Origin of the sequence: Acidovorax sp. LjRoot118 (genome assembly GCF_964253575.1) — a bacterium.
GTDB lineage: Bacteria > Pseudomonadota > Gammaproteobacteria > Burkholderiales > Burkholderiaceae_C > Acidovorax.
The window spans coordinates 5,650,831-5,664,044 of record NZ_CAXURB020000001.1; the positions used below are offsets into that span (position 1 = coordinate 5,650,831).

At 69.6% G+C, this 13,214-nt stretch carries 17 protein-coding genes; 7 read left to right on the forward strand and 10 right to left on the reverse strand.

Features of this window, described 5'->3' with window-relative positions; all coding sequences use genetic code 11:
- Positions 1-48: 48 nt before the first annotated feature.
- From ACSQ9E_RS26470 to phnG, 8 genes are read right to left on the reverse strand one after another with little or no spacing between them, the layout of a single operon-like run.
- Positions 49-1,206 (reverse strand): alpha-D-ribose 1-methylphosphonate 5-triphosphate diphosphatase, encoded by a 1,158-nt coding sequence (locus tag ACSQ9E_RS26470; protein ID WP_436176564.1) that lies wholly within the window; start codon positions 1,204-1,206, stop codon positions 49-51.
- Positions 1,203-1,934, reverse strand: coding sequence for a phosphonate C-P lyase system protein PhnL (gene phnL, locus ACSQ9E_RS26475; RefSeq protein WP_057199863.1), 732 nt, complete (start codon positions 1,932-1,934; stop codon positions 1,203-1,205). The genes ACSQ9E_RS26470 and phnL overlap by 4 nt, the downstream gene beginning before the upstream one ends.
- Complete coding sequence (gene phnK / locus ACSQ9E_RS26480; RefSeq protein WP_057199862.1) at positions 1,931-2,722, reverse strand: phosphonate C-P lyase system protein PhnK; 792 nt, start codon at positions 2,720-2,722, stop codon at positions 1,931-1,933. Before phnK ends, phnL begins: the two co-directional genes overlap by 4 nt.
- A 1-nt stretch (position 2,723) precedes the next feature.
- Entirely contained in the window at positions 2,724-3,182 is a 459-nt protein-coding gene (locus ACSQ9E_RS26485; protein WP_428002691.1) for an N-acetyltransferase family protein, read from the reverse strand.
- Positions 3,179-4,096 carry an alpha-D-ribose 1-methylphosphonate 5-phosphate C-P-lyase PhnJ gene (locus ACSQ9E_RS26490; protein ID WP_428002692.1) on the reverse strand — a complete coding sequence of 306 codons (918 nt, stop codon included), beginning with the start codon at positions 4,094-4,096 and terminating at the stop codon, positions 3,179-3,181. The genes ACSQ9E_RS26485 and ACSQ9E_RS26490 overlap by 4 nt, the downstream gene beginning before the upstream one ends.
- Positions 4,093-5,208, reverse strand: coding sequence for a carbon-phosphorus lyase complex subunit PhnI (locus ACSQ9E_RS26495; protein ID WP_436219608.1), 1,116 nt, complete (start codon positions 5,206-5,208; stop codon positions 4,093-4,095). Before ACSQ9E_RS26495 ends, ACSQ9E_RS26490 begins: the two co-directional genes overlap by 4 nt.
- 5 nt (positions 5,209-5,213) lie before the next feature.
- On the reverse strand, positions 5,214-5,852 hold the full coding sequence (phnH, locus tag ACSQ9E_RS26500; protein ID WP_436219609.1) for a phosphonate C-P lyase system protein PhnH: 639 nt from the start codon (positions 5,850-5,852) through the stop codon (positions 5,214-5,216).
- Positions 5,849-6,370 (reverse strand): phosphonate C-P lyase system protein PhnG, encoded by a 522-nt coding sequence (phnG, locus tag ACSQ9E_RS26505; RefSeq protein ID WP_436219610.1) that lies wholly within the window; start codon positions 6,368-6,370, stop codon positions 5,849-5,851. The genes phnH and phnG overlap by 4 nt, the downstream gene beginning before the upstream one ends.
- Positions 6,371-6,445: 75 nt before the next feature.
- On the opposite strand from phnG, the gene phnF reads away from it, so the two are divergent.
- From phnF to phnN, 3 genes are read left to right on the forward strand one after another with little or no spacing between them, the layout of a single operon-like run.
- Positions 6,446-7,225, forward strand: coding sequence for a phosphonate metabolism transcriptional regulator PhnF (gene phnF, locus ACSQ9E_RS26510; protein WP_436219611.1), 780 nt, complete (start codon positions 6,446-6,448; stop codon positions 7,223-7,225).
- A complete protein-coding gene (locus ACSQ9E_RS26515) occupies positions 7,212-7,949 on the forward strand; it encodes a DUF1045 domain-containing protein (RefSeq protein ID WP_436219612.1) in 738 nt (245 codons plus the stop codon). Before phnF ends, ACSQ9E_RS26515 begins: the two co-directional genes overlap by 14 nt.
- Complete coding sequence (gene phnN, locus ACSQ9E_RS26520; RefSeq protein ID WP_436219613.1) at positions 7,946-8,536, forward strand: phosphonate metabolism protein/1,5-bisphosphokinase (PRPP-forming) PhnN; 591 nt, start codon at positions 7,946-7,948, stop codon at positions 8,534-8,536. Before ACSQ9E_RS26515 ends, phnN begins: the two co-directional genes overlap by 4 nt.
- Here phnN and ACSQ9E_RS26525 read toward each other — a convergent pair.
- Complete coding sequence (locus tag ACSQ9E_RS26525; RefSeq protein WP_436219614.1) at positions 8,517-9,176, reverse strand: DNA-3-methyladenine glycosylase I; 660 nt, start codon at positions 9,174-9,176, stop codon at positions 8,517-8,519. The two genes, phnN and ACSQ9E_RS26525, sit on opposite strands and share 20 nt — an antisense overlap.
- 62 nt (positions 9,177-9,238) lie before the next feature.
- Here ACSQ9E_RS26525 and ACSQ9E_RS26530 point away from each other — a divergent pair, with 62 nt between their 5' ends.
- From ACSQ9E_RS26530 to ACSQ9E_RS26540, 3 genes are read left to right on the forward strand one after another with little or no spacing between them, the layout of a single operon-like run.
- Positions 9,239-10,369: an aminopeptidase gene (locus tag ACSQ9E_RS26530; protein WP_436219615.1), complete on the forward strand. Its 1,131-nt coding sequence runs from the start codon at positions 9,239-9,241 to the stop codon at positions 10,367-10,369.
- Positions 10,362-10,757 carry a polyhydroxyalkanoic acid system family protein gene (locus ACSQ9E_RS26535; RefSeq protein ID WP_057199851.1) on the forward strand — a complete coding sequence of 132 codons (396 nt, stop codon included), beginning with the start codon at positions 10,362-10,364 and terminating at the stop codon, positions 10,755-10,757. The genes ACSQ9E_RS26530 and ACSQ9E_RS26535 overlap by 8 nt, the downstream gene beginning before the upstream one ends.
- A 7-nt stretch (positions 10,758-10,764) precedes the next feature.
- On the forward strand, positions 10,765-11,442 hold the full coding sequence (locus tag ACSQ9E_RS26540) for a nitroreductase (protein ID WP_428002701.1): 678 nt from the start codon (positions 10,765-10,767) through the stop codon (positions 11,440-11,442).
- 106 nt (positions 11,443-11,548) lie between these two features.
- Here the strand turns inward: ACSQ9E_RS26540 and ACSQ9E_RS26545 are convergent, their stop codons facing one another.
- Positions 11,549-12,655, reverse strand: a complete 1,107-nt coding sequence (locus ACSQ9E_RS26545; protein ID WP_057199849.1) for an ornithine cyclodeaminase — start codon at positions 12,653-12,655, stop codon at positions 11,549-11,551.
- 128 nt (positions 12,656-12,783) lie between these two features.
- Here ACSQ9E_RS26545 and ACSQ9E_RS26550 point away from each other — a divergent pair, with 128 nt between their 5' ends.
- Positions 12,784-13,203: an Lrp/AsnC family transcriptional regulator gene (locus ACSQ9E_RS26550; protein ID WP_057200222.1), complete on the forward strand. Its 420-nt coding sequence runs from the start codon at positions 12,784-12,786 to the stop codon at positions 13,201-13,203.
- Positions 13,204-13,214: the final 11 nt, after the last annotated feature.

Genomic DNA, 13,214 nt, shown 5'->3' on the forward strand with positions numbered 1-13,214 from the left:
TGTGACAGTGCTTTGACAGTTGCGGGAAATTTGCATGTCAAGGTAGGTTCAGAGCACGCGCTGCCCTTCGCGCCAGACACCGCGCACCACGGCCTGCTGTGAGCCATCGGGCAGATCGGCCATGTGCACCTGGACCAGGTCGGCGCGCAGGCCGGGCGTGAGCTCGCCCCGGTCCTGCATGCCCGACGCGCGTGCCGGGTTGCGCGTGACGGTGGCCACGGCCTCGGGCAGCGTGAGGATGCCGTCGTGCACCAGGCGCATCACGGCGCTCAGCAGGCTGCCGGGCACATAGTCGGACGAGAGGATGTCCAGCAGGCCCTGGCGCGCCAGGTCGGCCGCCGCCACGTTGCCCGAGTGCGAGCCGCCGCGCACCACGTTGGGCCCACCCATCACGGTGAGCAGGCCGCGCTCGCGCGCGGCCTTTGCCGCCGCCAGCGTGGTCGGGAACTCGGACATGCCCGCGCCTTCGGCATGGGCCTGCTCGACGTGCGCCACCGTGGTGTCGTCGTGGCTGGCCAGGGCGATGCCGTGGGTGCGGCAGTAGTCCACGAAGTAGGCACGGTGCGGCTCGGCGTACTGGGCCTGCAGGGTGGTGGCATGCTGCACCTGGCGCTCGAACTTCTCGCTGCTCCAGCCCTTCTTGCCGGTGTAGTAGGTGCGCGCCTGCTCGATGTTCTCCCACTGGCGCTGGCCAGGGGTGTGGTCCATCAGCGAGATCAGCGACAGCCGCGGGTGGCCGTGGAAGGGGCCGAACAGGTCGATGGTGTTGGGCGCGGGCAGCTCGCAGCGCACGTGCAGGTGGTGGTCGGCGCGCAGCAGGTTGCGCTCGGTGCAGGTGTCGATGGTGTCGAGCACGCGGTTCCAGGCGCTGCCGCGCAGGCTGTCCACGTCGGCCTCGCCCACGCCCAGCGCGTCGAGCACGGTGGTGATGCCCGCTGCTGCGATCTCGGCGTCGTGTGCCAGCAGGGCCGGCATCTCGGCCCACTGCACCTTGGGGCGCGGCATCAGGTGGCGCTCGAAGTTGTCGGTGTGCACCTCCACCAGACCGGGCAGCAGGTAGTCGCCCCCGAGGTCGATGCCCTGCAGCGCGGCGGTGCCGCCCGAGGCCAGGGAGTCGATGCGCCCGCCCTGCACCGAGAGCGAGCCCTGCACCACCTCGCCGGGCAGCACCATGCGGGCGTTGTGAAAGACCACGCCAGCGCTCATGCTGCCACCCCGCGGAAGTCACCCACGTTCACGCGGCGCGTGGCGACGGCGGCACCCACGTGCGCGTCGTGGAAGATGCCGACCAGCGCGGCGCCGCGCTCCACTGCCTCCCGGACCAGGGCGATCACCGTGTCGGTGTTGGCCGCATCGAGCGACGCCGTGGGCTCGTCGAGCAGCAGCAGGGGCTTGGGCTTGATCATGTTGCGCGCGATGTTGATGCGCTGCTGCTCGCCGCCCGAGAAGGTGGCGGGCGGCAGGTGCCACAGGCGCTCGGGAATGTTCAGGCGGGTAAGCCACTGGCGCGCGGTCTCGCGCGCGGCTTCCAGTGCGTGGGCGTCGTCGCCCGCATCTTCGGCCAGGGGTTCGGCCACCACGTCGAGCGCGCTCACGCGGGGGATCACGCGCAGGAACTGGCTCACGTAGCCCACGGTGTCGCGGCGCAGTTGCACCAGTGCGCGCGGGCTGGCCTGGGTCACGTCCACCGCCGGGCCGCTGGCGGGCTGCACGGTGATGCTGCCCGCGTTGGCGCGGTAGTTGGCGTAGATCATTTTCAGCAGCGTGCTTTTGCCCATGCCCGAGGGGCCGTCGAGCACCACGCATTCGCCCGCGCCGACGGTCAGGTCCACGTTGCCGAGCACGGGCAGCTCGATGCCGTTCTGGTGGTGCAGGGTGAAGCGCTTGGCCACGCCCTTGAGCTCCAGGATGGGGAGGTTGGTGTTCATCATCATGGTTGCAGTACCGAGGAAACGAGGAGCTGGGTATAGGGGTGCTGCGGGTCGTCGAGCACCTGGTCGGTCAGGCCCGACTCGACCACGCGGCCGCGCTGCATCACCACCATGCGGTGCGCCAGCAGGCGGGCCACAGCCAGGTCATGGGTGACGACGATGGCCGCCAGCTGCATCTGCCGCGTGAGCTGGCGCAGCAGGTCCAGGAGGCGCGCCTGCACCGAGACGTCCAGGCCCGAGGTGGGTTCGTCCATGAACACCAGGCGCGGCTGGGTGACCAGGTTGCGCGCGATCTGCAGGCGCTGGCGCATGCCGCCGGAAAAAGCGCGCGGCGCGTCGTCGATGCGGCTGGCATCGATCTCCACGCGCTGCAGCCATTCGGTGGCGGTGGCACGCAGGCGGCCGTAGTGGCGCTCGCCCAGGCCCATGAGGCGCTCGCCCACGTTGGCGCCGGCCGACACGTCCATGCGCAGGCCGTCGGCCGCGTTCTGGTGTACGAAGCCCCAGTCGGTGCGGGCCAAGAGGCGCTGCTGCGCCTCGCTCATGCCGAGCACGTCCTGCAGGCTGCCATCGCGGCCCTGGAACTGCACACTGCCCGCATCGGGCCGGCTGCGTGCGGCCACGGCGTTGAGCAGGGTGGACTTGCCCGAGCCGGACTCGCCGACCACGGCCAGCACTTCGCCGGGCCACAGGTCAAACGAGGCGTCCTGCAGCGCCACGCGCTGGCCATAGCGCTTGCTGATGCCGCGCACGCTGAGCAGGGGGGTGGGGGATGAAAGGGTGGCGTCCATGTCAAGGCTCGATCGAGAAACTGAGGCCGTGCTGCGCAAAGCCCAGGGATTCATAGAAGGCATGCGCATCGGCGCGCTTGCGGTGGGACGACAGGGCCAGCTTGTAGCAACCGGCCTCGCGCGCCTGCTGCACGGCGTGGGCCATCATCTGGCGGCCTATGCCCTGGCCCTTGCGGTCGGCGGCAACCACCACGTCCTCGACCACGGCCGAAGGCGCGCCCCGGTGGGCCAGGTTGTGCATGACCAGCAGCGCATAGGTGCCGACCACATCGGCACCGGGTTCGGCGCCCTCGCAGGCCACCCAGAGACGGTAGCTCGGGTAGGCGCGGAACTGGGCCAGCAGGGTCCTGGCCTCGGCCAGGCTGAGTACCTGCTCGGGGCTGTCCTCGATGCCCTGGTACAGGGCCAGCACTTCGTCCAGGTCGGCCTCGGTGGCCTCGCGCAGGGTCACGGTGCTCATGCGGGCGCCCCTTCGGACACCGTTGCCGCTGCGGCAACCTGGCGCTCCTGGCAGTAGTCCGAGTCGGAACAGACGTGCATGCGCGTGCCCTGGTCGTCGGTGATGACCTCGTCGAGAAAGCTGTCGGTGGCACCGCACAGGGCGCAGGCGCAGTCCCAGCGCTGCACCTCGAAGGGGTGGTCCTCGAAGCCCAGGCTTTCCACCGGCGTGTAGGGCGGCACGGCGTAGATGCGCTTTTCGCGGCCTGCGCCAAAGAGCTGCAACGCCGGGTTCATGTGCATCTTGGGGTTGTCGAACTTGGGGATCGGCGACGGCGCCATCACGTAGCGGCCGTTGACCAGCACCGGGTAGTCGTACGTGGTGGCGATGTGGCCGTAGCGCGCAATGTCTTCGTAGAGCTTGACGTGCATCAGCCCGTACTCGGCCAGGCCGTGCAGGGTGCGCGTCTCGGTCTCGCGCGGCTCCAGGCGCTGCATGGGCTCGGGCACCGGCACCTGGTAGACGAGCACCTGGCCTTCGGCCAGCGGGGTCTCGGGGATGCGGTGGCGCGTCTGGATCAGCGTCGCCTCGGTGGTGCGCGTGGTGGTGGCCACGCCCGTGGTGCGCTCGAAGAAGCGGCGGATGTTGACCGCGTTGACCGTGTCGTCCGAGCCCTGGTCGATGACCTTGAGGCAATCGTCCGGCCCGATGATGGCGGCCGTGACCTGGATGCCGCCCGTGCCCCAGCCATAGGGCAGCGGCATCTCGCGCGAGCCGAAGGGCACCTGGTAGCCGGGGATGGCCACGGCCTTGAGGATGGCCCGGCGGATCATGCGCTTGGTGCGCTCGTCCAGGTAGGCGAAGTTGAAGTGCCCGTCGGTGGGCGCGGCATCGGCGGGCAGGCCCATCAGCGCGGGCTCGTGGGGCGCGTTCATGCGTCGTCTCCCAGGGTGGTTTCGTCAGAGGGGTTGGCCGCTGCAGCGGCGCGCATGCGGCGCACCAGCTCCAGCTCGGACTGGAAGTCCACGTAGTGCGGCAGCTTCAGGTGCTGCACGAAGCCCGAGGCTTCCAGGCTGTCGCTGTGCGAGAGCACGAACTCCTGCATCTGCGCGGGCGACTCCACCGGCTCGCCCAGCTCGTCGGCGCGCAGGGCGCGGTCCACCAGGCTCATGGCCATGGCCTTGCGCTCGCTGTGGCCGAAGGCCAGGCCATAGCCGCGCGTGAACTGCGGCGGCTGGTGCTTGCTGCCCGCGAACTGGTTGACCATCTCGCATTCGGTGATTTCCATATCGCCGATGGAGATGGCAAAGCCCAGCTCTTCAGGGACGATCTCCATCGCCACCGTGCCCAGGCGCAACTCGCCCACGAAGGGGTGCGAGTGCGCATAGCCGCGCTGCGTTGAATACGCCATGGCCAGCAGAAAGCCCTCATCGCCGCGCGCCAGGTTCTGCAGCCGCGTGGCGCGGTTGGCCGGAAAGCGCAGCGGCTCGCGCGTGAGGTCGGCGGGGGCCGGGTCGCCCTCGGGGATGGGGCGGGTCTCGATCAGCCCTTCCTGGTTGAGCAGGTCCACCACGCGCGGCGTGGTGGCGGGTGCATCGACCAAGGGCGCGGGAGCTGCGGCAGCGGCCACTGCATCGCCCCGGGCCAGCAGCGTGAAGTCAAGCAGGCGCTGGGTGTAGTCGTAGGTGGGGCCGAGCACCTGGCCGCCGGGCAGATCCTTGAAGGTGGCAGAGATGCGCCGGGTAAGCGCCATGCGCGCCGTGTCCAGCGGCCGGGTGGTGCCCAGGCGCGGCAGCGTGGCGCGGTAGGCGCGCAGCAAAAAGATGGCCTCGACCAAATCGCCAGAAGCCTGCTTGATGGCCAGCGCCGCGAGCTCGGGGTCGTACACCGAGCCTTCGGTCATCACCCGGTCCACGGCGAGCTTGAGCTGCGCGCGGATCTGCGCCACCGAGAGTTCGGGCTCGGCAGTATCGCCCCGGCGCTGCTCGGCCAGCAGGCGGTAGCTGTTGAGGATGGCGGTTTCCCCGCCCTTGACGGCAACGTACATGCGCTTCAGGCCTCCACGGTGGATGGTTCGATATAGGTCGTGCGTGGCAGGCCGGCGATGTGGCTGGCCGTGGCCAGCACCACGTCTACCCCGCGCGGGAAGGCGCCGTGGTTGTCGGCCCACTGCGCAGCGAAGTCACCGGGCAGGCCGGCCACGTGCAGGTGCTGCGCGTCGCGGATACCCGGGCCCGTGAGGCGCCAGGCGCCCGCGCCGTGCAGGGCCGGGGCCAGCACCGCCACGTCGATCACGCAGGTGGCGGACTGGTCGGGGTATTCGTCGCTGCCGCACTGCAGGCCGGCCAGGGCGGGCATGGCATCGCCTGCGGCCACCCAGGCGAAGCGCGCCTGTTCGGGTGCATCGACCAGCACGCAGCCGGTATGAAAGCGCAGCCACACGCCGGCCTGGCTGGCCGCCAGCCGGGGCGAAAGCCACAGAGTGCATTCGCTGTCGAGCAGGGCCAGCAGCACAGCGGCCGAGGCCGCGTGCCCGGTGGCGGGCACTTCAGCGTCGTGCACGATGGCGACCGGGGCGCCTGGCTGCGACAGTGCCTGCAGCACGGCGCGGAACACGCCCTGGCTGCCCAGGGCCTCGCTGGAGAAGCCCGCACCCAGGGCGGACAGGGAGGTGGTAGGGGTCGCGCTCATTCCTGGTCCTCGTCGCTGCCGTCGTTGCTGCCGCTTTCGCGGGCCACCGTGAAAAAGTCCACCCGCGTGCTGGCCGTGCGGGCCTGGCGCTCGGACTGCACCTGGGCCAGGTGGCGGCGGATGGGGTCGAGCAGACTGGCGTCCAGCGCGGCCTGGCGCGCAGGGTCCTGCAGCAGTGCATCGGCCAGGGCGGCCAGTTGCACCTGGCGGTGCGAGCGGCCGAGCACGTAGGCGACACCCACGGTGGGCTCGGCGCCATCGGCTCCATCCACGTCCACGCGCAGTGCGCAGCGGGTGACCGTGACCTCGCCCAGGTTGAAGCGCTCGCCGGTGCCGCCAGCGCGGCCCTGCACCATCATCAGCCCGGTTTCGGGGGCACGCAGCCAGCGGGCGGGCAGTGCGGTGTGGTCGTGCAGCGCGGGCTCCAGAAGGTCTATGGGCGCACGGGCCAGCAGCGCCATCCAGTGCGCCCGCGAGAGCGGGCGGCCCGGGCCCGGGTTGTCAAAGGCTTGAAACATGAAGGTGGTACTCTTTAAGTTGTATAGACAAATTGAACAACTGGCGCCAGCTTAGACAGCGCGCATGTAGGTTTCATGACAGCCACCACCAGCACACAAGTTCTTGCCAACCCCGCCCCTACCGCACGCACGGCACGCCCGGCACGCGACAGCTTCTGGACCCGCATTGCCGCCGAACTGGCCGAGGCCATCGGCAGCGGCATCTACCCTCCGGGCCAGCGCCTGCCCTCGGAACATGCCTTGGCCGAGCAGTTCGGCGTGAACCGGCACACCATCCGCCGCTCGCTGGCCAGCCTGTGCAGCCAGGGGCTGGTGCGCATCACGCAGGGCAGCGGCACCTATGTGGAGGACTTCGCGGTGGACCTGGCGCTGGGCAAGCGCGTGCGCCACCAGCAGGGCCTGGCCCAGGCGGGCCTGCGCGGCAGCCTGGTGGTGCTGCAGGAGCAGACGGTGCGCGCCACGTCCGCGCTGGCCAAGGCCCTGCAGGTGCCGGCCCGCAGCCCGCTGCTGCAGTTGCGCGTGATTGGCCAGGCCGAGGGCCAGCCGCTGCACGTGAGCGAGCGCTACTTTCCCCTGCCCCGCTTCGAGGGCCTGGCCACCGTGGTGCGCGAGACCGGCTCCATCACCGCCGGCTTCACCGCGCACGGTGTGGCCGACTACACCCGGCGCGAGAGCCGCATCACCGCCGAGCTGCCCGATGCTGTCGTGGCCGCCGAGCTGCGCCAGCCCGCCACGCGCCCGGTGCTGCTGGTCGAGAGCCTGAACGTCGACCTGGCCGGCACGCCCATCGAATGGGCGCGCGCCTGGTTTGCGGGCGACCGCGTCAAACTCACCATCACCCATGACGACGAGTAACCCCCCCTCCCCCACCGCCGCCCACCACCGCTATGCGGTGTACTTCGCGCCCAACCCCGGCACCCTGGCCTGGCTCGCTGGCAGCCACTGGCTGGGCCGCTGCGCCGCGCTGCTGCAGCCCATGCAGCCACTGGACATCCACGGCGTGGCCCGGGAAGAACTGGAGCGGCTGACCGCCGCCCCGCGCCGCTACGGCTGGCATGCCACGCTCAAGGCCCCGTTTGCGCTGGCGCCGGGCGTGGACTGGCTCACGCTGCACCATGCCGTGCAGACGCTGGCCCAGGGGCTGCGGCCGTTCAGCATGCCGCCAATGCAGGTCGAGCGCATCGGCGATTTCCTCGCACTGGTGCCCGTGGCCGCGCACCCGGCCAACGCCGAGATCCAGGCCGCAGCCGCTGCCTGTGTGACGCAACTGCAGCCGCTGGCGGCAGCGCTGTCAGAAGGGGACCTGGCGCGCCGCCGCGCCGCCGGGCTCACACCCCGGCAGGATGCACTGCTGCAGCAGTGGGGCTACCCCTTCGTGCTGGAGGAGTTCCGCTTCCACATGTCGCTGACCGGCTCGCTCGCGGCTGCGGATGACGAGACCGTGGAGCTGGTGCAGGACGCCGCCGACCAGTTCTTTGCCGACCTGCCGCCGCTGCGCTTTGGCAGCCTGGCCCTGTTCGCCGAACCCACGCCGGGCGCCGACTTCGTGCTGCTGGACCACCTGGAGCTGGGCGCATGAGCACCGCAGCGAAATTGCTGTATTTCATGGGCCCCTCGGGCGCCGGCAAGGACAGCCTGCTCGACTGGCTGCGCCAGCACCTGCCCGCCGGCCTGCCCGTGCAGTGGGCGCGGCGCACCATCAGCCGCCCGGCCAGCCCCGGCGGCGAAGCGCACGAAAGCACCACGCCCGACGACCACGCCGCGCTGCGCGCCGCCGACGCGTTTGCCCTGCACTGGGAGGCCAACGGCCTGGCCTATGGCGTGCGCCATGCCGAGCTGGCACCACTGGCCCAGGGCCGCTGGCTGCTGGTGAACGGATCACGCGCCTACCTGCCCGAGGCGCTGCAGCGCTACCCGGCCCTGGTGGCCGTACACATCACGGCCAGCCCGGACGTGCTGCGCCAGCGCATCCTTTTGCGCGGCCGGGAAAGTTCTGACGAAGTGGAGCAGCGCGTGCAGCGCGCGCTGCGCTTCCTGGCGCCACCGGGCACGGCCGGCATCGAGGTGCGCAACGACACCAGCCTGGACGCGGCGGGCCGGCAGTTGCTGCAGGCCCTGGAAAGGCTGCCCGGCTGGCCAGGCCTGGTCAACGCCCCGGCACTGTGAAATCCGCCCGCGCCTTGAGCGCCTTCTCGCGCGCATGGCAGCCTTCGAGGTGGTCGTTGACCAGGCCCATGGCCTGCATGAAGGCATACACGGTGGTGGGGCCGACAAAGCTCCAGCCGCGCTTCTTGAGGTCCTTGGACATCGCGGTGGAGCCTGGCGAGGTGATGAAGGTGCGCGCCACCTCGCGCGTGATGCGCTCGGGCCGCTCGCCAGCGGCGGGCTCGTACTGCCAGGCGTAGCGCGCAAGCGAGCCGAATTCCTGCCTGAGCTCCAGCACACGCTTGGCGTTGTTGATGGTCGAGACGATCTTGCCCCGGTGGCGCACGATGGCTGCGTCCTGCACCAGGCGCTCCACGTCGGCGTCAGTGAACTCTGCGACCTGCTCGGCATCGAACTGCGCGAACGCAGCGCGAAATCCCTCGCGCTTGTTCAGGATGGTGAGCCAGCTCAGGCCCGACTGGAAGCCTTCCAGGCACAACTTCTCGAACAGGCGCCGATCGTCCGCCACCGGAAAACCCCATTCGCGGTCATGGTAGTGGCGGTACACCGGCGTGGCCTGGCACCAGGTGCAGCGCGGGCAGCCTGCGTCGTCGGCGAACAGGCCGTCGGGAATCTCGGGGGTGGCGGTGGCTTCGGTCATGGGCAGGATTCTAGGAATTCCATCCGCCATGCTGCTGACAGGCCCTAAACTGAACACCGGATATGCCACAGCCATTCGCTTCACGTTCCGTCCCGCTCCGCCTTGGCGCCGCACTGTCTGCCTTCATTGCCAGCCTGGCCCTGGCCGGCTGCGCCAGCAATGGCAATGCCCTGGGCTACTACTGGCAATCGGTGCGCGGCCATGTGCAGTTGATGCGCTCGGCCGAGCCGCTGGAGGACTGGATCGCGCGCACCGACATCCCGCTGCCACTGCGCGAGCGCCTGCAACTGGCCCAACGCGCCCGCGCCTTCGCGGTGACCGAACTGGGCCTGCCCGACAACCCGAGCTACCGCCGCTATGCGGACTTGAAGCGCGCGGCCGCCGTGTGGAACGTGGTCGCCGCGCCGCCCTATTCGCTGACGCTGCACACCTGGTGCTTCCCGGTGACGGGCTGCATCGGCTACCGGGGCTATTTCGACGAGGCGGACGCGAAGGCCGAGGCCGGCCGGCTGGCGCAGGAAGGCCTGGAGGTCGAGGTCTATGGCGTGCCCGCCTATTCCACCCTGGGCTACATGAACTGGGCCGGGGGCGATCCGCTGCTGAGCACCTTCATCGGCTGGCCCGAAGGCGAATTCGTGCGCCTGCTCTTCCACGAGCTGGCGCACCAAGTGGTCTACGCCAAGGGCGACACGCTGTTCAATGAATCCTTTGCCACCGCCGTGGAGCGGCTGGGCAGCGCACGCTGGCTGGCCCAGCAGGCCACGCCCCAGGCCAGCACCGCCTTCGTGGCCAGCGAGGCGCGCCGGCGCGAGTTCCGCGCGCTGACCCAGGCCACGCGCGAACGCCTGGCCAGGATCTATGCCCAGGAAGGCATGCCGGAAAGGGAGGCGCAGAAGGCCGCTGCCATGCAGTCCTTTCGCGCCGACTATGCGGCCCTGCGCGAGCGCTGGCAGGCCACGCCGGCCCAGACGGCCGGCTACGACCGCTGGGTAGCCAGCGCCAACAATGCCAGCTTTGCGGCCCAGGCGGCCTACAACGAGTTCGTCCCCGCCTTCGAGGCGATCTTCGAGCGCGAGGGGCGCGACTGGCACCGGTTCTATGATGCGGTGCGTGTACTGAGTGAACAACCCCAGGCACAGCGCCACGAGGCGCTGCGCCAATTGCTACCCAACCAGGAGACCCCCGGTGCCTGACATCCATATCCACCGCGAACACCAACTGGGCTTCAAGCAGGCCCGCAAAGTCGCTTTTTCCTGGGCCGAGAAGGCCGAGGAGAAGTTCGACATGGAATGCACCTACGAAGAGGGCGAGACCGAGGACACGCTGCACTTCAGCCGCTCCGGGGTCAAGGGCACCCTGCTGGTGGATGCCAACCAGTTCGAGATGAAGGCGCAACTGGGCTTTCTGTTCGGCGCGTTCAAGGACCGCATCGAAGCAGAGATCGGCGAGCAGCTCGATGCCCTGCTGAACGCCCCCCCGCCCGCCGCCAAAAAGGCCGCGCCGAAAAAGAAGGCCGCCGACGACGCGAAACCCGCCAAGGCGGCCGCAGCCAAGGCACCGGCCAAAGCCAAAAAGGCCTGAGCCCTCCATGGCCGCGCCCGCGTTCGACACGTTCAGCGACCTGCTGCACACGCGCTACAGCTGCCGCGCCTTTCTGCCTGAGCCGCTGCCCCGCGCCACCACTGAGAGCATCCTGACCACGGCGCAGCGCACGGCATCGTGGTGCAACGCCCAGCCCTGGCAGGTGCACATCGCCAGCGGCGAAACCCTGGAGCGCCTGCGCAGCGCCTTCCAGGAGCGCATTGCCAGCACACCGCCGGAGCCCGACCTGCCCTGGCCGCGTGAGTACCGCGGCGTGTACCAGGAGCGCCGGCGCGAATGCGGCTACGGCCTGTACGAAGCGCTGGGTATTGCCAAGGGTGACCGGGCCGCATCGGCGCGCCAGGCGGCCGAAAATTTCAGCATGTTCGGTGCGCCGCACGTGGCCATTGTGAGCAGCGACGAGGCGTTGGGTGTGTATGGCGCGGTGGACTGCGGCGCCTACGTCGCCAACTTTTTGCTGGCCGCGCACAGCCTGGGCGTGGCTTCGGTGCCGCAGGCGGCGCTGGCCTCGTACCCCGGTGTGCTGCGCGAGGTGCTGGGCATCGGCGAGGACCGCACCATCGTCTGCGGCATCTCTTTCGGCCTGGCCGACCCGGCGCACCCGGCCAACCAGTTCCGCACCACGCGGGCGGATCCGGCCAGCAGCGTGGTCTGGCGCGACTGAGCTACAGCCCCGGGGCAGGACAGAGCCTCGCCTGTGACCCCACCGAGCAGCCTGCCGGTCACTGGATCCGCTCCGGTGCCGCTGGGCTGGTGAGGCTTTCGTCGCTTCAGGCAACGGCCTGAAGCCGGTGCGTCGCGCTCTGCACAACAGCCTCACCTGCTCCGGCCTGGCGCAAGGCACCGAACAGGTCCTTGGGGTTGGCCAGATCCGGGATCAACTGGATGCGTTCGCCCACGCCCAGTTCCAGCGCCGCATCGCGCATGAAGCGCAGGGCCGAGAAGTCCTCCAGTGCAAAACCCACCGAATCGAAAATCGTCACTTCGGCATCGCTCGCGCGGCCGGCCTCGCGGCCGGCCAGCACCTGCCACAGCTCGGTCACGGCAAAGTCGGCCGGCATCTGCTGGATCTCGCCTTCGATGCGGGTCTGGGGCGGGTACTCGACGAACACGCGGCCGCGCGTGAGCACCTCGGCCTGCAGCTCGGTCTTGCCGGGGCAGTCGCCCCCCACGGCGTTGATGTGCATGCCGGGCGCCACCATGTCGGCGGTGAGGATGGTGGCGCGGGTCTTGTCGGCCGTCACCGTGGTCACGATGTCGGCGCCGCGCACGGCCTCGGCCGTGCTGCCGCAGACGGTGACCACCAGGCCCGATGGCTGCAGGTTGGCCTGCAGCTTGGCGGTGGCGGCAGGGTCGGTGTCGTACAGCCGCACTTCGGTGATGCCCACCAGATGCTGGAAGGCCAGGGCCTGGAATTCGCTCTGCGCGCCGTTGCCGATCAGCGCCATCACCCGGCTGCCGGGCCGCGCCAGTGCCTTGGCCGCCACGGCCGACATGGCTGCCGTGCGCAAGGCGGTGGTCAGGGTCAGCTCGCTGAGCAGTTGCGGCGTGCCCGTGGCCACGTCGGCCAGCACGCCGAAGGCCATCACGGTGGACAGGCCCAGGCGCGTGTTCTTGGGGTGGCCGTTGACGTACTTGAAGGTGTAGGTCGCGTCGTCGGCAATCGGCATGAGCTCGATCGCGCCATCGGGCGAGTAGCTGGCCACCCGGGCCGACTTGTCGAAGCTCTCCCAGCGCAAGAAGTCCTCGGTGATGTTGGCGGCAATGCCAGCAAGGCAGGCCGCGAGGCCCTTGCGCCGGATCAGCTCCACCGCTTCGGGGGCGCTCAGGTAGAGGGTGGATACGCTGGTGTGGTGGGGGGTGGCGTCGTGTCGCATGGGGTGTCTCCGGTTCGGTGGCATCCAGTGTCCAGCGGGCGCGAGGCAATGTGAATCGGCAAAAATGTACCGAAATGCGCGGTTAATTGTCAAAATGGCAGCCATTGCTCACTTTCTGCATCACCACCATGGATGAACTCGACCGCTCCCTGATTGCGCTGCTGCGTGGCAATGCGCGCATGAACGTCGCCGACCTGGCGCACAAGCTCGGTGTCTCCCGCGGCACGGTGACCAACCGCATCCGCAAGCTCGAAGACAGCCAGGTGATCGTGGGCTACACCGTCAAGCTGCGGCCCGAGGCCGAGCCCGACCGCATCCGTGCCTGGATGGGCGTGCTGGTGGAAGGCAACCAGTCGCGCCAGGTGGTGGCCAGCCTGCTGGGCGAGCCCGGCGTGGCCGCCCTGCACGACACCAATGGCCGCTGGGACCTGCTGGCCGAGCTGGAGGCGGGCAGCATGGCCGAGCTGGCGCAGGTGCTCGAGCGCATCCGACTGATTTCGGGCATCCGCGGCACCGAGACCAATATCCACCTCACGACCTATCGCTAGCGGTTGGCAGG